Consider the following 19,390-nt stretch of genomic DNA (forward strand, 5'->3'; position numbering starts at 1 on the left):
TTCTTTGGCGGAATTACATTTTGAGTGTACCACGAATGGCTTATTTATTTGTCTAGCTTAATTTTACAATCGACGTTGTAAAAAAAACAGAAATCAATAACAATGAGTCTTTCTATTAATATTTGAAAATATCTACGATTGTATTATAATTAATTCGAGGTGGATAAAATGTTAGAACCGATTTCAGTTTATTATGAAGAAGTTTTCCCGAATTGGCTTGTAAGAGAATCCCAAACAAATAATCATATATTGATGATGATTACGCATGGGGAACTCATTTATACTTTAAATGGAAAAGACTACCATCTAAAAAAAGATGACATACTCTATATTCCAAAAAGCATAACGAGAAGTGCGACTAGTATTATTCCTCATAAATGGTATGTAATTCATTTTAATTATAAGGGAGATGGCGGTGAACTTCCTATATTAAGTAATAACGAACCTGTCTGTATTTCTTTTCATCAAAGTGATTATTTAAGGCAACGAGTGTCTTTTTTGATCCAGCATTGGCTTAAAAAGCCAAAATACGCCTCAACTTTATATCATAGCATCATTTTGGAATTATTAACGATGGTTAACGAAGAGGTCGATTCAGGAAAAAATTACGATAAAGCATTTGTACTCGTTACTCAAATACAGGATTATATTACACAACACTATCGTGAAAACATCACGATAGAACAATTAGCTGAGATGGTTGATCGCTCTTCTAATTATGTAAGTAGTATATTTAAGAAAACTACAGGTATGACAATATCTGCATACAAACAACAAATAAAAATCTCAGTAGCCTGTGACTTACTTACCTCTTCAACAATGAACATTGGTGAAATTTCTAATTATTTAGGTTTTTGTGAACAGTCCTACTTTAATAAAGTTTTTAAAAAAATGACTGGAACTCTTCCATCTACTTTCTTAGACGAAAATATTATCGTATGGAGATCAGATAACTAAAAGAAGAAAACAGAAGATACCCCTAAAGATGGACATAAAAATCACTTTAGGGGTCATACCATTTCTTCGTATTGGTTTATTGAATAGGGACATTAGACTTTATATAATCTACCATAGATAGGACTTGTAATTCTCCTGGGTGAGAAGGAACAAATGCTTCTTCACCAAATCCTCTTTCATAAAAAATAATGACTTTCTTGACTCCAGGAATCAATTCAAAATAATTATCACTGAAAATCCCTTCTTTTTCGCTAATTAATCTGACACTCTTTGCAAAGGTGTCCGTTTCTAAAGTGAATTTGATTACACCTTTTTTTTCTGTTTCAGTTATCGTAAATGTAGGTTTTTGGAAATCATATTCTTTCATCGGCAATAGCAAGAACTCTTTCGTTGTGACACACTTATTATCTACTATTAGTTCAGCATAAAAGACAATCTCATTCTCTTTCCAATTCTGAATAACTTCTAATTTATCTAACGATAACACGTTTAAAGCGGAATTTGATGAAACTTCAATTTCCTTTTCATCGTGTAATAATTCATCACCATTCAAATGGAATAATTGAATCTTCACAGTTCCCTTTAGAGGTGTTACCAGATCTGAAACAATGTAGAGATTAATTATTCCATCGTTTTCATCAAATGATAATAAAACATCTTCAAAGCTTCTTTTCACACCATATTGAAGAGCTTTCCATCTTCCGTAATAGTCCATACTAGACCATGATGCAACAGGCCAGCAGTCATTCATTTGCCAGTATAAAGATCCCATGCAATAAGGTTTTCTTCTTCTATGTGCTTCAATAGCAGTTTGGATTGCCTGTGCTTGATTTACTTGGCTCAAGTAAACAAAAGCTGGAAAATCTTTTGGCTTTCGAGTATACATGTTCATGTAATTATGTAAAAGTTTATTTCCAGTTGGATGTTTTTGATGGAGGAGCATAACTTCAGATTCTAAAAATAAATCTTTTTCTTCCGCAAATGTTTGTATGGTCTTTATTTCAGGCATAGATTGGAATCCATACTCAGATACAAAATGGCTTACATTGTTCTTATATTCCTCATAAGGATGAGAATTATGCCAAACACTCCAGTAGTGCGTATCGCCGTCTATTGCAGATGGCAAGGAGTGTTGACTTGAATCTCCAGTCATATTAGTCATAGGAGAAGATGGCCAATAGTCTACATCCGTATGTAGTGATTCAAGAACTAGAGGCAAAATACCATGAAAAATGGCTTCATAAGCAGTCCATATTTCTTCTCTTTGTTCTAATGTATATCGTTGTTTCCAGCCCCACCCTCGCTCATCGTCGTAGTTTGCCCATGCGAGATCGATTTCATTATTTCCACACCATAAAGCAATAGATGGATGATTTCTCAATCGTTTTACATTGTCTTTTACCTCTTCTTCGACACTTTCTAAGAAAGCATTGTTCCCTGGGTACATTCCACAAGCAAACATGAAATCTTGCCATACGAGAATCCCGTTTTCATCACAAAGATCATAGAATTCATTATTTTCATAAATACCTCCACCCCAAACGCGTAGCATATTCATATTGGACTCCACTGCAGATGAAATTTCATGACGATAGCGATTATAAGATATTTCAGTAAGAAAGCTGTCATTTGGAATATGATTTGCACCTTTAGCAAATACCGGCACGCCATTTAAAACAAAATAGAACGTAGTGCCTTCATATTTTGTGTCTTTCTCGCGAATCAATTGGATAGAACGCAATCCTGTTCTTGTATTTTTCTGTTCCAGGGTTTTATTACCATCTTTCACATTTACTTGAAAGTGATAGAATGTTTGGTCACCCAATCCACGAGACCACCATAGTTTAGGTTTTTGGATGGCAGCATCTACCTCGATTACATTATGACCTTCTTCCAAAGAAACTGATTGTTCGATCTGCACACCTTCAGCAAGCACTTCAATCGAATACTGTCTCTTGCTGTCAGAAATCAGCTCAGTAACAACGGTAATATTTGCTTCTTCATCTGTAATTTTATTTTGGCGGATATATACATCATCAATTTTCACATCAGACCAGCTTTCGATCCGAACTTCTTTCCAGATACCCATCGTTATAAAACGAGGGCCCCAGTCCCATCCATAATGGTATGGTGCTTTACGAGTAAAACTGCTGATTTGCTTGTCTTCTATGCCCCCCACTACAGAAGAATCATTTGCGGCAGGTAAACCGTATCCCAAATCGTCCAACTTTTTTAGTCCAATTTCTGTTGGTGATGGAAATATCACATATAATTCATTTTCTTCTGCCTTCACATGTTCTTTGATATCAACTTTCCATGTTCGAAACATGTTATCAGCCTTTAATATTTTATTCTTATTTAGATATACCTCTGCGTAAGTGTCTAATCCATCAAAAACCAGTTCGATATGGGTTTGATTCAATGCTTCCACTGTTAAATCAAATGTAGTACGGTATTCCCAATCCGTTTTATCGATCCATTGTAATTCCAATTCATTTTTCCCCTTGAATGGGTCCGGAATTTTACCGTGTCGTAATAAATCCGAATGAACATTGCCGGGGACTTCTCCCTCTAGCCACTCAGTACCAAGCTTCTCTCTAAATTCCCATTTTTTAAATGGATGTAACGTTAACATAGTTTTTCCTCACTATCCTATTTTATTTTTTCCATGACGAGAACCCAGTCTTCGCCTCTGCCACTTGTAGGGGGTACGAATAAATGAGATGGAAGTGAAATATCTCCGTCTATTAGCAAATATTCTCCATTACGGGGATTAAACCACTTGGCACGGATTTTCTCAGTAGAAAATTCCTCAACTGAAACGTTCATTCGTAGACCGTTCGGCGAATAAATGAATGCACAGTTTTCTCCCTCTAAAGCAACCAGATAATTTGCCCCACTGTAGTTGCTTGCGATGAGATTTTGCTTTGGGCTACTCTTTGTAAAATCAAAAGATTCCATTAAATGTTTTAAGTGTCGCATCTGCCAAGCCCCAGGTCGATTCAATCCTTGTTTCCAACTCATAATAAAGTAATTATTCATCGGAGAAGATACTGGTACATTATCCAAATTGGAAACCATTGCCCAGATCGAATTATGCCCATAAGTATGGCCAAAGCTTCCAGAAAAGACAGCATAATAAGCAGCTTGGCGTACATCTGCTTGATCAAAATATCCTCTTTCTCCTTGGAAACCACGAGGATGATCCTCATAACAAGGTTCAGAATCGATAGTGGGCTTAATCGGTTGAAGATAAAAATCTTCTTGTACATTTCTATAGTTGGTTCGAGGTCCATCACCATGACTAGATTGAATCATGTTAAAATCAAGCCAATCTTCCTCATGCAAATGATAGGAGGAGGATACTCCGCCTTTTGGATGAAAAGTCATCAATTGATTTTCTCCTATGATTTCACGAATTCCTCTTGCCATTTCTTGAATAATCCGAAAATGTCTGCTCTTGGATAGTTCGCGGTCTCCACCTAGAACCCAAATAATATTATTCTTTCCAACATAGCGATTTCCCAGCCATTTCCCATATTGATAAGCATTCTCAGATGAAAATATAACCGGTCCTTTCCCAGTCATTTGATTGAATTTGTCTCCCCAGGTTGGCAAAAGCGCGACATACATCTCATATGTTTCCGCCAAATCAATAAGATAATCTACATGTTCCCAATAGGAATATGATCCAGATGTATCCGGCATGCCGGGATCAAATATACCAGCTTCGTTTTGTAACAAAGGAACACGGCCATAAGCATTTTCTTTCTCCAAACCACAATCTTCCGCCAACAACACTGCTTGTACTACATTAAACTCAAGCGTAGAACGATTTTCAAAATAAAATTTGGCATCTTCCTTGGTCAGTTTATGGAATAACTCCCATGCAGTATCTCCTAACCAAAAAAAACTCTCACCATTTTCTTTCATAAGAAATCGTTTATTATTACTAACCTTTAAACGTTGCATTTATCTGATTCTCCTCAAACGTTAATCATGCACATAGATTTTTCGACTCAATTCTAATTCACCCGTTATTCCTTTTATAACAGCTTCAGCAGTAAAAGGAATCTCTCCGTACGTATTGATGATAGTATCAATCGATGTTGAATATTCTTTATGAACCAAGGGATGGTAAGGAGCAACAAAGATGACTGGTACACCTAATTTCGTCCACCCTCCCATCATATTACGAGCCATATTATCGTGTAATCTTATAACATTTAATCCATGCTCATGTCTGCTTCCAATCGAACAAATAATCAAATCGAATTGCTTCTCCATTGTTGCTTGGAACAGTTTATCGGGGCCTGGATCTAACCATTGATTAACATCGTCACTATATTTTTCAAGTTCGCTCTTCATCCTAGCGAAGTTATCCATATATTTCTCGTAGTTATTCATAATAACCAAATGTAAGACTCTGGTATCTTTTTTAATAGCAAATGGAATCAGTCCATTCTTATCTTTTACAAGTGTTATACTTCTTTCAACGACTTCTTTTGCTATACTAGCCTTTTCTTCAACGGACAGAGCTGACACTTTTTTCTCTTCCTGTTCTTCGAATAGACCTTCCTGTATTTTCATGGAAATGATTCTTGTCGCTCGTTCCCGTAGTTTTTCCATACTTAACATTCCAGAATCAACGCGTTTTTGAATTTCTTCATAAAAGTATTCATCCACACGTGGAAACAATAAAACATCCACTCCATTTTCTAGCGCAAGTGCACAAACGTCAAAGTAATTACGATAACCTACTAAACCACCCATTTCAACAGCATCCGATACAATCAAGCCTTCAAAGCCTAGTTCTTCACGAAGCAAATGAATCAATAGATTTTTTGAAATGGTTGCAGGCGGATACTCTCCCGTATATTCATCAATTTCATCAAAAGCTGGAAGCGAAATATGGCCTGGCATGACACATTTTACACCTGATTCAATTATTTCTTTGAATACTTTACCGGAAGTTTCTCTCCATTCTTTTTTAGTCAAAGGATTAATTGGAGTAGTAAGATGTTGATCATAGGAACTGTGCCCATCACCAGGAAAATGTTTAACCGTTGCCATCATGCCATTTTCTTGTATTCCCTTTACGTATGCAGAAATCATCTTGATCACATGGTCGGGGTCTTGTCCTGCACTTCTTGTAGTGACAACAGGAGCATCGGGATTCATAATCAAATCTGCTACGGGTGCAAAAGTCCAATTATAACCTAAGTCCGATGCTTCTTTACCGGCACTTTCCCCTACTTTATAGACGAGTTCTGGTGAATTTGTTTGACTCAATGCCATCATGGAAGGAAATTTCTGTGCACCTAAGATCATATCGCCGGCTCCAGCCTCTAAGTCACTGACAATAAAAGGAGGAATAGAACTTTTATTCTTAAATTCATCAATACATCTCATTAATTCATTTCTTTCAGCTGCATGGAAGAAAACGCCGCCATATTCTTGTACTTCTCTTGAGGATGCTCTACCATAGTGAGGACAAATCACTTGATTCAGAAGTTGTCGAAAATCCATTTTTCCTACAATCTCTTTTGCTTGTGAAGATTCTTCAATAGTAAATTTCAATTTTAATTCCTCTTTTCCAAACCTTAATTAGGTTCTTTTTTAAAATCTTTTTGTAACTGCTTTCATTATAATGAAAGCTATTGCGTAATTGAATGAAGCAATCTATTAGTATTTGAATTTTTCTACGATTTAATAAAAATAGGGTGAAACATCTGCAATAGATGTTTCTACCTGTTAATAACGCTATTTGAATTTTCTAACTACAACTTCGCCTTACTATTAACTAAAAGCGAGGAAGTAAGCACTGATATTTTTTTCTTCCTAGGAATTTTTCATCTGCTTTTTTTTCTAAATTGACTAGGAGTTATCCCTTCTATTTCTTTGAATTTACGGGTGAAATTTGGTACGTCATAGTATCCAGCATTTTGAATAATGTCTTTTATCAGATAGTTGGTATCAATCAATTCCCTCTTTATCTTCCCAATCCTTAAATCTTGAATATATTTACTAAAAGTCATTCCTTTTTCTTCTTTAATGAATGTACTTAAATAAGAAACTGAAAAACCAAATATATTTGCCATACTATCCAATGAAATTTCGTGTGAGTCAAAATTAGATTCAATATATTCGAAAATCTGACTACGTAAGGCATTTCTTTTTTTATCTTTTTCTAAATTAATGAATTTACAAATTTCTCTGACAACTTGATACAGGTATACTTTCAGATTCTCGGTTAACTTAAAATTATTAATTTCATTAAGCATAGAGCCAATCTCTTCCATACCATTTTCATCGCCAATTCGTAATATCATATAAATCAAATAGCTAAGTCGAATTTTACTATTATTAGGACCTTGATCTGTTTCTTCAATGTCTCTAAGCATAGCGTCCAGACTTTCAATTGCAACTTCCATATCTCCTTGTTGAAGACTTGAGATAAATTTCAGTTCTTGTTCCTTAGAAAAGAAAGGCTTACTACCCTGCTTTTTCGTATCATTTTTTATATCATCAAAATAGATAATATGTTTATTTTTTGTAAAGATATACGAATCTCTTGCTACCAAGCATTCAATATACGATTGGTTTATTCTATTGATTTCAGTGTAGCTACATCCCACAAAGGCAACAAATTTCGAACCCATAGCAATTTCTATTTTTTGCAAAATATCCTCTATGATATTTCTTTCATCAAATGATGGCTTAAAATTCGAGTCATAATTTATTACATAAACTATTGAAGGATCTTCCGTAGGGTCATTAAACAATTCGGTAGCATAGGCAACGTAATTTTCTTCTTGAAGAACAGATAATGATTCCATAACGTTGTCATTATATTCCGAGAGAACATCTTGTTTTCTTTTTGTATCAATATACATCACTATAAAGTTTTCTTTATTTAAATCCATATTAATTGTCTCAAATAATATATTTGCTTTCGACGTATCTTTCAATTTCCCGTCTAGTAATTCACGTAATAATTGCCTTCTAACGTATGGGACCTGAAAGTCAGTTTGTTCCACTAGTTTTTTGCTTCTCTCCAAAAAGTTTTTTATCCCTTCTTCTAAAATAGTGAGTTCATTATATGCTTGTTTATCATAGGAGTACCTTTCATTCACTAATTCTTTATCGGAAAGCATTTTTTCTAATTTTTTTATAGATTTATATTGTTTATTTGCTACAATATATGTACTAATAGCTCCTATGATAAATGCTATTACAATTCCAAGAAAGAAGGTCCATAAAAATTGAGATAAGCTAGAACTTAGTAAAGGAGTATAAATTAAAGATAGAATTTGGAAGTAACCATAAGGATTTTCATCATAATTCACATAGTAAGTTCTCCCTTTGACTCTTAAACTATTCTGATCCGCATTTTCAAATAGTGTACTTTTATTTAATTCCGGTAAAATATTGTCATTATCTACACTTGTCATCAAATTGTTCTGATTATCAACTAGTAAAACAGCTCCGTTTGAATTTTCTAAAATCATACTTATCTCTGTCCTTATAACATTCATATCAAGAGCGTATATCACAGTCCCGTAACTAGCTCCACCACTGGTGATTGGTACAAAGAAAAGGACTTCATTTGATCGAAGTGTTTCATTTGTCTGGGTTTCCTCATCATTTGTCATAAATAGCAATGGTATATTTGTCATCAATAGTTCTTCTACCTTTGCATCATTTGCGTCATACTTGTCTAGCAGTGTTTGAATACCGTAAGTTCCACTGGCGGAATATAAAAAATGAGGATTCTTGTGGAAAGTTAAGTAAATTTCAGACACGATACTGCTATTCAATTTATACTTTAATAGATTTGATTTAATTTCTATCCCTGAATAACCAGTGGCATCCATGTGAGATGAAAAATCAGAATCATAAGTTATCCTATTTGCAAGATGCTCTAATTGTTGCAAGTGTTGAGTAATAGAATTTTGTACTTGCCACAAATTATTCTCGTTAGCACTTTCAAGTTGATGATCCAAATTGTTTTTTGTTGTACTATACCAACTGAACGATAAAATAGAAAAAGGGAGCATAAAAACAAAAAAATATGACAGAAGGTACTTATAAAATAACTGTGAATAATTTTTTATGGAATGTTTAATTCCCTTTTTTTTCATTCTGCCATATTCGCCTCCTCTATTCTCATAAATGCCTGAAGTGAAAACCAACTAATAGGAAAAATCAGTAAGGGTACCCCCATAACGAGCGACAGCACCGGAAATATAGTAAAAATTAATGTTATTAAGATTAATCCAATAACTATCGCAATCATATTTATGATATTACTAATAAGTATAAAAAATGCTTGTTTAAAGTAGTGAAATGTCTTCATTTCATACCTAGAAAAAACGGGAAAGACATAAAGGGAAACACCTAAGTATAATGAAAATAAAATGAGTAATAGTAGATGGAAAATAGATGACTGAATAAAAGTTTCGGACATTTTGAAATCAAGGAGGAAAAATAATCCGACTATTAATATCATCCATCCTAATTTGTTAGTCTCAGTAAAGTATTTCTTAAAAAATGTTCTATACATACTTTGATAGTCTGAAAAATATAGCTCTTTTCTTTCTTTGTCATAGTAGTGTAATAGTTCTTCATAAACAATTTTAAACGAAGTGAAAAGTGCTGGAAAAAAACCAAAAATGATCAGTCCACGAAGGGAATATAGTATAAATAGCAGTTGTAAAGCTACTCCCTTCAATATTACTTGACCTAAATTATAATTTAATTTTACAAATCCAGTTCTTTTATCCATTACTTACACTCCTATTAATTCTTCAGAAATTTACTTATTTCTATTGCTTATTTTTGAACTAATATTAAAATGTGAACAATCCTGCTACAACATCTCCATTGTAGCAGGGTTGTTCTTTTTTCCTATATAGGAATCAGCTTTCTGCCCAACGATCGTAAGCATCTTGATAGACTTGAATATATTCATCAATGTTCATAGATTCAATTGTTTCTACATAAGAATCCCAATTAGATAAAGGTTCTACACCCGTGATAAACTGCGCTTCCATTTGTTCTACATAAGTTTCTAAGTCTACTGTAACAGAACTAATGACATTCTGCTCTTCTTCAGTTAGATAAACTAAAGGATAAGCAACTTCACCATATGGAGCTAACTTTTCCTTTACCTCTTGCTTATCAAATTCAATATATTCAGACGAACTTATAGCATTCGCATCTTCTAGAATAGGGTTTTCATTTAATGAATCCAGTCTTATAGTCGGAGAATTCAAACCATAATCAGGTTGCATTGTTCCATCCATGCCATTGAGATATACTTTAACTTGTTCTCCGGCTTCATTTGTTTGATATTCCCAAATACCATTTTCAGGTCCTTGTTTATAAAATAGTGCTCCTTCTTCTGAATAAAAATAGTCTACCCAACGTAAAGCAGCTTCAGGAGAAGGATTATTATTGGTTATAGCAAAAGCTGCTCTCGACAGCCCAGCACTCATGGACATGATTGGTGTATCATTATATTCACTCGTCAGTGGACCAAACATTGGATCTTCCATAGCTTCATCAATGGGTTTATCTGTTAAATTATAAGAATGGAATGCAGGAAACAATCCCAATTTGTCAGATTGTCCTTTTGCTTTATGTTGATCTCGGGATTGTGAAAATAAATCTCTGTCTAGTAGTCCTTCAGAATAAAGCTTATTCATATATTCGAGGTAATGTTTATAACTTTCCAAAATGGGCGTAAAAACAACCGTTCCATCTTGTTCTTCAATTCCTCGCGTCTTCATACCGAATGCGCCGAGCATCCAAATATGAAGCTCACTTGTTCCTGCAGAGGAAAGTGGAATTTCATCTTTTTCTCCATTTCCGTTTGGATCTTCATCCCTAAATTTCACCAATAAATCATATAATTCATCTGTTGTTTTTGGAATTTCTGTAACTCCTACAGATTCCATCCATGGACCATTATACCAAAGCGAAACATTTGCTCTAATTCCTGCTTCTGTTTTTACAACAGTAGGAAGAGAATAAATATGTCCATCAGGAGCGGTGATGGATTTACGAATATCTGGGTTTTCACCTAATAATTTATCAAAGTTCGGTGCATATTCGGGAATTAAATCTTCTAGCGGGAGAAGAACTCCTTGGTTACCATATTCTACTTCCATTTCCGGAGTTAAATTACTTGAAGTCGCAGAAATTATCATATCCGGTAAATCATTACTTGCGAAAGCTAAGTTTAATTTCGTTGCAAAATCATCACGCGGTGGCGTGTTATATGCAACTTGAATATTGGTCATTTCCTCATAGGCCATAAGTGGCGGCATGTCTCCCCATTCAACGCCCGCAACATTCGGAGCCATTGCAGTCATTGACATTACTTCCTCAGTAATCGGGAATCCTTCTTTTGCAACTGTAACGCTTGAATCTGTTGTTCCACCTGCATTTGTGCTTCCTCCCTCTGGACTATCTGACCCACAAGCTGCCAATAATAAAATAGTTGCTACAGAAAACAATCCATTTATAACCCTCTTTTTATTATATCTCATATAATTTTCCTCACTTTCCTATTCGTTAGTTTTTTGAAATAACAATACCTAGCAAATCGTAATTAACCTTTTAATGAACCCACCATGACTCCTTTCGCAAAATATTTTTGAATAAACGGATAAAAGACAATTACAGGGATAGATGACACAATCATAACACCATACTTAATAATTGAAGCTAGTTGCTCCTTACTTGTCATTGCATCAACTATATTCTGATCAATTACACCTACATTGCTTTGTTGAATATCCTGTAATACCAAAATTTGTCTTAATACCATTTGTAATGGATATAAGCTTTTATCCGATAAATATACAAGCGCATCGAAATAACTATTCCATCTTCCAACACCATAATACAATGTCATTACGGCAATAATAGGAGCTGAAAGCGGGAGTATTACTCGAGTAAAAATTTTGAATGTAGAAGCTCCATCAATAATAGCCGCTTCTTGCATTTCCCAAGGAATTGAAGATTGGAAAAATGAACGTGTAACCACGATATTATAAACGGAAGCAGATCCTGGGATTAATATTGCCCAGACGGTATTAATCCATCCAAGAGATTTAATCAATAAATATCCAGGAATTAAGCCACCACTTACAAACATCGTGACTAACAAAAACTTTGTAAAAATCTCTTTTCCATAAAAATCCGGCCTCGCCATTGCATATGCACAGGGAATTGTAATAAATAGACTAATTAACGTTCCAGCTACTGTATAGAAAATAGTCATCTTATAACCTTGCCATATATCTCTATTAGAGAAAATCTCTTTATATCCTTCAAATGTAATATCAACTGGCCACAACCACATTCTCCCAGAGTTCACTGCTACAGGTTCACTAATTGATGCAGAAATAACATATATTAAGGGGTACAATACAATTAATAGAGCAACTGTAAGAAATATATAGATGAAGACATTGAAAGCTTTATCTCTTTTTGTCTCTGCAATTTTACTTGAGTTATTCATATATTATTCTCCTTTCTCCTTACCACAGGCTTGATTCACTTACCTTGCTGGCTACTTTGTTAACAATAATAAGCAATATCGCGTTAATGGCTGCATTGAAGAGACCTACTGCTGCTGAATAGCTGTATTGCCCACCTAATAACCCTTGCTCATAAACAAAAGTTGAGATCACATTTGAAGCAGAGAGATTCAAAGGATTTTGCATTAAGAGAATTTTTTCGTAGCCCATTGCGAATAAACTACCTACATTTAAAATAAACAATACTACCATTGTCGGGACAATAGTTGGGATATTTATGTGCCAAATTCGTTGTAGCCTAGATGCACCATCAACCTGTGCTGCTTCATGTAAAGATGGATCTACTCCTGAGAGTGCCGCCATATAGATTACAGAACTCCACCCTGTCCCTTGCCAAATACCAGATATTACATAAACTGTTTTAAACCATTTTGGTTCACTCATAAACGCTACTGAATCAATTCCAATTAATTCTAGAAAATGATTAATGATACCCGTTGATGGATCTAGGAAAGCTGTAATCATACCTACCATTACAACTGTTGAAATAAAATTAGGTGCATAAGTAACCGTTTGCGTAAACTTCTTAAAAATACCATTTTTAGCTTCGTTTAAAACTAAGGCTAGTATAATGGGTAATGGAAAACCAACAATTAGGGAATATACCTGAATTCCTACAGTGTTTTTAATTAAATCCCAGAAATAGTAGGAATTAAAAAACTGCTTAAAATGATTCATTCCAACCCAAGGACTTCCCCAAATACCTAAAGTTGGGATATAATTCTTGAAAGCAATGATGACCCCATACATCGGTCCATAAGCAAAAATTGCAAAAAATAGAAACGCAGGGAGAATTAATACATACAATTGCCAATTATTTTTTATTCTTTTCCATTTTTTCTTATCTCTTATTTTTGTCTTCTCTCTCCTTTTCACTACCACTTTCTCATCCATCTTATCCTTCGACAAGCTTTCTGACTCACTTCGATTCATAACTGAAGTAGTTCTCTCCATATAGTCCGATGTTTTCTGAGCGGTTTTATTTTGCATTCTTTACTCCTCCTTTAACAGCGCTTACATTTTTACTAAAAATGTTAAATTGTATCTACCGTATGCTCTTTAATTAGTATTTATCGCTACTGTTAGAATTAAAAGTACATAATTCGAAAAATACAATTTCATTTAAGTTTATAGTCTAAGTTTATGCATTTATAAAATTGTATTCAATATGTTATTTTTAATAATTTATTCTTAAAATGCTGATTTAAAGCCTTTTCTGATAATAACTAAAGATGATCTTATTTATAAAAGCAGATTTCACTGGAGTAAACGTTCCAGTGAAATCTCTCTAACTTTTAAAATTTATTGTTCTTTTATGTTTCATGTTTTATCAAAGTTTTTCTTACATATTTAGAAAAAGCTATCCTATTATATCGTCTTCTTGTTTTCTAACTTTTCGAAAGATTTCCATTCATCCGGCATCCTAATCATTCCACTTTCTGCTACTTCCTTGAACCAATATCCTGATTTCTTGATTGTTTTTATTTGAGTAGAAATATTATTTGAAATAAAGCCATATCGATTTTTATAGGCATTACTCCAAGACCAACAATCAATGGGGGTCCACATATGGTAGCCAAAGCAATTACTACCCTTCTCGATTCCTTTTTTTAACCAATATAAATGTTCAGAAATATACTGAATACGGTAGTCATCTTGAATGACTCCCTTTTCATCCAAGAAACGTTCCTCTCTGCTTACACCCATTCCATTCTCTGAGACAAACCAAGGAATATTTCCATAATTCTCCTTTATATTCTTAGCAATGTCATAAATAGCTTGAGGATATATTTCCCAATTTCGATCCATGTTCATCCTACGTCCAGGCATATCGTAATCGTTGTAATATAATTCTGGCGTCCATTCGATGGCTAGACTATTAGACGATACCGCAGGCTTTTGAACTCGATGAGGATGATAATAATTTACACCTAGATAGTCAATTGTATTCTCCTTGATGATCTTCAACTCTTCGTAAGTTGTTTTCCACAAAACATTATCTTTTTTTAGAATTTGAAGAAGCTCTTCAGGAAATTCACCCTTAATCGAAGCATCTAGGAATAAACGATTTGCCCATAAATCCGCAAATTGTGCTGCCTTTTGATCCTCTTCATTATTTGTTGCAGGATAAGACGGTGTCAAATTTAATATGATACCAATGCGTCCATTCGGATTCTTGTTTGTTTTGCGAAAAAGTTCAATACATTTTGCAGAAGCAAGTTGAAGATTATATGCAACTTGCACTGCTTTTTTACCGTCTTTTAGTTTAGGAAAATGGGACTGACTTAAGTAACCACCGCTTACAATTACAATCGGTTCATTGAACGTAATCCAATCCACAACTCGGTCCCCAAAAAAACGAAAACATTGTGCTGCAAACTTCACGTAGAGGTCCACTACATATTTAGATTCCCAGCCTCCATATTTTTGATAAAGTTCAATGGGAATATCAAAGTGGCAAAGATTCACTATAGGTCTAATGTTATTCTTTAGAAATTCATCAATAACTTCGTTATAAAAACGAACACCATCTTCATTTACCGTTCCTTCTTCCAAGTCATCAATAAGACGTGACCATTGGATCGAAGTACGAACCGAATTCAAGCCTACTTCTTTCATAAGAGCAATATCTTCTTTAAAACTGTTATAGAAATTCGATGCAGTATCAGGGCCTACATAGTTATAGAACTCCTCCGGTTTCGTCTCATACCAGTAGTCATACTGATTTGCATGTTTCTTATGAAACCGTCCTTCGCTTTGCGGACCAGAAGTAGCCGCTCCCCACCAAAATTCTGAATTAAATTGTAATTCCATGTATTATTACATTCCTTTTCTTCATATCTTCCTGTCTCACAAATAGTTTTTATCTTCATTACTTCTTAAATGCAATTTGAAAAAATTACTTTTATCTCACTTTATTTTCAAGTAAGTTTTATGAACATTTTATTAAAAATTAAACATAAACTACTTGGTATGAAAAAAAACAGCACGACTATATTGGCATATCCTAATAATAATGCTAACACTAATAACATGAATACCTTGAGGCTCCTATAACCATTTTTCATCATACTAAGAAAAGCACATATATATAGTGTTTTATCATTTATTAAAACCTTGTTTGATTTAAAGAAATAGACTTGATAACTTAAGTGGATAGCATATATCCAAAGAAAAACTGTTATCGTGATAAAAATCGTGCACAAAAGCACTCTTAATACACTGTTAACAGATATAACTCTTATCGCAAAAGGAAAACTTATTGAAACAATCGTAGCCAACTCTAAAAAAAATGAAAACAAAGGTCCATACTTCACATCATAAATTTCATCCTTTTCTTTTTTTGTTATTGAAGCTTTCTGCTTTTGAAAATTCTCCGTATAATCAATTAGAAGAGTAGAGGAAGAAAGATATCCATATAGAATTCCTTTTTTAAGCATCCACTTCCAGAAAAGGAAAGAAGCATAGATAATTTTGTAAAGTTTTTCTATAAATAGAATGCTTTTTTCATTCATTTATTGACCTCCATTTTCTAAAATTTTATTTAACCGAGCCCATCATTCCATTATAAATATATTTTTGAAGTGCGATAAATAAGATTAAAATGGGCACTACTACTATTACCACACCTGCCAAAATCACTGGCCAATTAGACCCATAAGGCCCTTTAAAAGCAAACAAAGCGGTTGAAATTACTTTTAGCGTGCCTTTTGGCATGTAAAGGAACGGATTATAGAAATCATTATAAATAGCAACACCTCTTACAATTAAAACGGTCACCATAGGTGCTTTTAAATTAGGAAGAATGATCTTTCTAAAAATTTGGACATACGTTGCCCCGTCAATTAAGGCTGATTCATCTAATGATACAGGAATTTCATCCAAATACTGCAGGAATATATAAAGTGACATTACATCTGTTCCTATATTTAAAATGATAACCGACCAAACTGTATTGAATAAACCCAAGCTATTAATAATTTGGAAGGTAGCAACTTGATTTGTGATTGCCGGAATAAGAGTGGCAAGTAAAAATAAAGCCATCATCACTTTTTTAAATCTAAATTGGAATCTATTAACCGCATAAGCAAACATCGTACCTAGTAAAAGTTTCCCTGCCATGCTGACAATAAAAATAAAAGCAGTATTTCTAAATCCAAGGAGCATCTTTCCATTTACAAATGCAGTTTTATAGTTGGAGTAATCAATCTCTTTTGGAAGTTCTAGAACTCCTGAAGACACAAAATCTGCATTAGACTTAAAGGAACCAATAAAAACAACTAAAAGCGGAAGGATCGAAATGGTAGCCCCCAAGATCAAAACAAAATATTTAGCACATATAGCAATCAATTGGATCCCTGTTATCTTTTTTTTCCTTCTTGTTTTTTCTTTAATAAGTGTTCCATCGTTCATTTTCTTGTCACCTTCTCACTCGTAATTAATCTTTGTATCAGCGTAACAACAAGTACAATAGCTAATAATATCAATGCCATAGCTGAAGCAAGACCGACTTTATTAAACTGGAAGGCTGTATTAATTGTCTTAATCACAAATGTTTCGGTCCCATTAGATCCGCCAGTCATTACATAAGGAACTTCAAATACACTGATTGCTCCACTAATACCCAAAACAAGGTTCAGATAAATGATTTCCTTAATCGAAGGTACAATGATAAATCGAAATTGTTGCCATTTATTTGCTCCATCTATTTCAGATGCCTCATATACCTCTGGATTAATGGATTGGATAGCTCCTAATAGGATTAAAAAGTTAAATCCCATAAATCTCCATATGGAAGTAAATGCCAATGATATATTGTTAAGAGAACTATCTCCCAGCCAGAAACGAATTTGGTCTTCTAATCCTATAAATGTTAAAACAGTATCCAGCGTGCCATCCGGTTTGAAGAAATATAAAAATATAAATCCTATGGCAACTCCATTTAGTAAATACGGAAAGAATAAAGCACCTTTCCAAAAATTAGCAAATTTTACTTTAAAAGAAAGAATCGTTGCAAATAGCAAGGCAATTCCTAACTGGATAAAAGTAGCTACAAAATAGTATAGACTCGTTCGAAATACTGTGAAATATTCGGAATCAGTAAACACAGTTTTGTAGTTTTCCACTCCCACAAAATTACTCACCGGCCTTAGCCCATCCCAATCTGTTACACTGTATTGGAACATTTTTATCAAAGGAAAATAGGAAAACAATAGTAACAAACTAATGGGAATGATAGTAAAAATGAAAACAATCCATTTTTTTTGTGTACCGTTCACTCCATGCTTTTTTTTTCTCATAATTTTACCCCACCTATTATCAAGCTTGCCATAACCATATCGAAAACACAGAATATAAATGGATGAAGTATCCCAATCAATTGATTGGGATACTTATTTATTTTTATTGACTGCTAAATTTTTCTACAGCTTCTCCCCATCTTCTATTTAAGTCTCCCATGATTTCTTCAAACTTTTCAGTTGTATTTCCAATAGCAGCATCTATAATTCTTTGTTTTTCTCTTTCAGCCATCGCTTCAGATTCATTTTTTACATCTGTATATAAAGATTCTTTTCCTTCAGGAGCTGGAGCTTGTTCGATAATCTTAATACCTTTTTCTTCAAGTGGTTTCAGTAATTCAGAACCACTATCTTTTAATGTTGGCAAAGCTCCATTATCTTCAGCAAAATTAGAATCATTGACGAACCAATCTAAAAATTTACGAGCAGCTTCCTTTTCCTTGCTGTGTACATTGACGGCTAAACCATATTCAGGACCAATGTTGACATATTGATTTCCGTCTGGAGCAGTTACAGGGAAAGCTTCAAATGAAATATTATCTGCATTATCTGGATTCTTTTCTTGAACTTGCGGAAGCGCCCAACTTCCAAATACCATTACTCCAATTTTACCATCTGCCATGTCTTGCTTAGTTTGCTCAAAGTCTGTAGTTGATGGATCATTTTCAATCAAGCCTTCTGCCGCAGTAGTATACAAAATATTATAGATTGTATAGAGAGGTTCACCTTCAGAAAAAGCATCCGGGTCTTCAGAGATATCATTAATAAAATCTTCATTACCAGCTACCGACGTACCTACTAAATCCCAACTCCCCATTGCCCAGTTAGAGGCATAGTTTGTATTCAAAGGTGTAACATCTGGATTGGCTTCCTTTATCTGTTTTAGAGCATTAATAAAATCTTCAGGGGTAGTAGGAATTTCAGCAACACCTGCGTCTTCAAACACTGTATTATTTACAATCATTCCATACGGATTCATCATAACCGGAACGGCATAGGTAACATTATCATATGAGTTTTTACCAATTCCAAAAAACTTATCTTCAAATTCAGATTGATCTCCCAGTGGTTCCATAAAATATGAGTAGTCTTTAGGATTAACAGTAGATGGAAGCATGAATACGTCTCCATATTCCTCTGAGTTCATTCTAGTTTTTATGTCTCCAGCATAGTCCGTACTCGTTTCAATTAAAACTTCAATGTCAGGATACTGTTCATTAAATTCGGCTATGTATTCATCCCATTTTCCATTTCCTTCCCAGTCTGTCTTGTTATTGACAAATGTTATTGTGGCTTTTTCTCCTCCAGAACTATCGCTGTTGCTTATACCTGTACTTCCGCAGGCTCCTAAAAGAAGCGCAATGGATGCAAAACTTAATAATTTTTTCCATTCCCTCATTTTTCTTCTTCCTCCTTATCAAGAAAACGATTACATTCTTGATTTTTTGATTTGTCAATTTAAGCTAGACAAAGTAGATTCGTCTAGGTAACTCAAAAACACTTCTAGTGGCGTCTGGTAAT

General features: G+C 34.1%; 14 protein-coding genes. 1 reads left to right on the forward strand and 13 read right to left on the reverse strand.

Translation table 11 applies throughout. The features are described 5' to 3' along the window. The first annotated feature begins 168 nt into the window (after positions 1 to 168). Complete coding sequence (locus PVE40_RS09895; RefSeq protein WP_274731761.1) at positions 169 to 957, forward strand: AraC family transcriptional regulator; 789 nt, start codon at positions 169 to 171, stop codon at positions 955 to 957. Between the two features lie 76 nt (positions 958 to 1,033). Here PVE40_RS09895 and PVE40_RS09900 read toward each other — a convergent pair whose 3' ends face one another. The 13 genes from PVE40_RS09900 to PVE40_RS09960 form a co-directional block, all read right to left on the reverse strand. Beyond that, the gene (locus tag PVE40_RS09900; RefSeq protein ID WP_274731762.1) at positions 1,034 to 3,592 is read right to left on the reverse strand and encodes a beta-mannosidase; all 2,559 of its coding nucleotides are present in this window, start codon (positions 3,590 to 3,592) and stop codon (positions 1,034 to 1,036) included. A 17-nt stretch (positions 3,593 to 3,609) separates the two neighbouring features. Next, a complete protein-coding gene (locus tag PVE40_RS09905; protein ID WP_274731763.1) occupies positions 3,610 to 4,929 on the reverse strand; it encodes a glycoside hydrolase family 140 protein in 1,320 nt (439 codons plus the stop codon). A 21-nt stretch (positions 4,930 to 4,950) separates the two neighbouring features. Further along, positions 4,951 to 6,537 carry a glycoside hydrolase family 3 protein gene (locus PVE40_RS09910; RefSeq protein ID WP_274731764.1) on the reverse strand — a complete coding sequence of 529 codons (1,587 nt, stop codon included), beginning with the start codon at positions 6,535 to 6,537 and terminating at the stop codon, positions 4,951 to 4,953. 272 nt (positions 6,538 to 6,809) lie between these two features. Further along, positions 6,810 to 9,101: a helix-turn-helix domain-containing protein gene (locus tag PVE40_RS09915; RefSeq protein ID WP_274731765.1), complete on the reverse strand. Its 2,292-nt coding sequence runs from the start codon at positions 9,099 to 9,101 to the stop codon at positions 6,810 to 6,812. Further along, a complete protein-coding gene (locus PVE40_RS09920; RefSeq protein WP_274731766.1) occupies positions 9,098 to 9,745 on the reverse strand; it encodes a YesL family protein in 648 nt (215 codons plus the stop codon). The genes PVE40_RS09915 and PVE40_RS09920 overlap by 4 nt, the downstream gene beginning before the upstream one ends. Positions 9,746 to 9,878: 133 nt before the next feature. Continuing rightward, entirely contained in the window at positions 9,879 to 11,513 is a 1,635-nt protein-coding gene (locus tag PVE40_RS09925) for an extracellular solute-binding protein (protein WP_274731767.1), read from the reverse strand. Positions 11,514 to 11,575: 62 nt separating this feature from the next. Next, the gene (locus tag PVE40_RS09930; RefSeq protein WP_274731768.1) at positions 11,576 to 12,490 is read right to left on the reverse strand and encodes a carbohydrate ABC transporter permease; all 915 of its coding nucleotides are present in this window, start codon (positions 12,488 to 12,490) and stop codon (positions 11,576 to 11,578) included. A gap of 19 nt (positions 12,491 to 12,509) precedes the next feature. Next, positions 12,510 to 13,463, reverse strand: coding sequence for an ABC transporter permease (locus PVE40_RS09935; protein WP_274731774.1), 954 nt, complete (start codon positions 13,461 to 13,463; stop codon positions 12,510 to 12,512). Positions 13,464 to 13,937: 474 nt separating this feature from the next. After that, the gene (locus tag PVE40_RS09940) at positions 13,938 to 15,383 is read right to left on the reverse strand and encodes a glycoside hydrolase family 1 protein (RefSeq protein WP_274731769.1); all 1,446 of its coding nucleotides are present in this window, start codon (positions 15,381 to 15,383) and stop codon (positions 13,938 to 13,940) included. A 107-nt stretch (positions 15,384 to 15,490) separates the two neighbouring features. Further along, complete coding sequence (locus PVE40_RS09945) at positions 15,491 to 16,084, reverse strand: hypothetical protein (protein ID WP_274731770.1); 594 nt, start codon at positions 16,082 to 16,084, stop codon at positions 15,491 to 15,493. A 25-nt stretch (positions 16,085 to 16,109) separates the two neighbouring features. Continuing rightward, entirely contained in the window at positions 16,110 to 16,982 is an 873-nt protein-coding gene (locus PVE40_RS09950; protein ID WP_274731771.1) for a carbohydrate ABC transporter permease, read from the reverse strand. Continuing rightward, a complete protein-coding gene (locus PVE40_RS09955) occupies positions 16,979 to 17,869 on the reverse strand; it encodes a carbohydrate ABC transporter permease (protein WP_274731772.1) in 891 nt (296 codons plus the stop codon). The genes PVE40_RS09950 and PVE40_RS09955 overlap by 4 nt, the downstream gene beginning before the upstream one ends. Before the next feature lie 103 nt (positions 17,870 to 17,972). Then, a complete protein-coding gene (locus tag PVE40_RS09960) occupies positions 17,973 to 19,268 on the reverse strand; it encodes an ABC transporter substrate-binding protein (RefSeq protein ID WP_274731773.1) in 1,296 nt (431 codons plus the stop codon). Between the last annotated feature and the right edge of the window lie 122 nt (positions 19,269 to 19,390).

The organism is Jeotgalibaca caeni (assembly GCF_028863945.1).
Lineage (GTDB): Bacteria > Bacillota > Bacilli > Lactobacillales > Aerococcaceae > Jeotgalibaca > Jeotgalibaca caeni.

Bases quoted from the DNA above. Each gene is read 5' to 3' on its own strand.
- PVE40_RS09920 (WP_274731766.1), bottom strand. From the start codon at position 9,745: ATGGATAAAAGAACTGGATTTGTAAAATTAAATTATAATTTAGGTCAA.
- PVE40_RS09905 (WP_274731763.1), bottom strand. From the start codon at position 4,929: ATGCAACGTTTAAAGGTTAGTAATAATAAACGATTTCTTATGAAAGAA.
- PVE40_RS09945 (WP_274731770.1), bottom strand. From the start codon at position 16,084: ATGAATGAAAAAAGCATTCTATTTATAGAAAAACTTTACAAAATTATC.
- PVE40_RS09940 (WP_274731769.1), bottom strand. From the start codon at position 15,383: ATGGAATTACAATTTAATTCAGAATTTTGGTGGGGAGCGGCTACTTCT.
- PVE40_RS09925 (WP_274731767.1), bottom strand. From the start codon at position 11,513: ATGAGATATAATAAAAAGAGGGTTATAAATGGATTGTTTTCTGTAGCA.
- PVE40_RS09915 (WP_274731765.1), bottom strand. From the start codon at position 9,101: ATGAAAAAAAAGGGAATTAAACATTCCATAAAAAATTATTCACAGTTA.
- PVE40_RS09930 (WP_274731768.1), bottom strand. From the start codon at position 12,490: ATGAATAACTCAAGTAAAATTGCAGAGACAAAAAGAGATAAAGCTTTC.
- PVE40_RS09950 (WP_274731771.1), bottom strand. From the start codon at position 16,982: ATGAACGATGGAACACTTATTAAAGAAAAAACAAGAAGGAAAAAAAAG.
- PVE40_RS09960 (WP_274731773.1), bottom strand. From the start codon at position 19,268: ATGAGGGAATGGAAAAAATTATTAAGTTTTGCATCCATTGCGCTTCTT.
- PVE40_RS09935 (WP_274731774.1), bottom strand. From the start codon at position 13,463: ATGGATGAGAAAGTGGTAGTGAAAAGGAGAGAGAAGACAAAAATAAGA.
- PVE40_RS09895 (WP_274731761.1), top strand. From the start codon at position 169: ATGTTAGAACCGATTTCAGTTTATTATGAAGAAGTTTTCCCGAATTGG.
- PVE40_RS09955 (WP_274731772.1), bottom strand. From the start codon at position 17,869: ATGAGAAAAAAAAAGCATGGAGTGAACGGTACACAAAAAAAATGGATT.
- PVE40_RS09900 (WP_274731762.1), bottom strand. From the start codon at position 3,592: ATGTTAACGTTACATCCATTTAAAAAATGGGAATTTAGAGAGAAGCTT.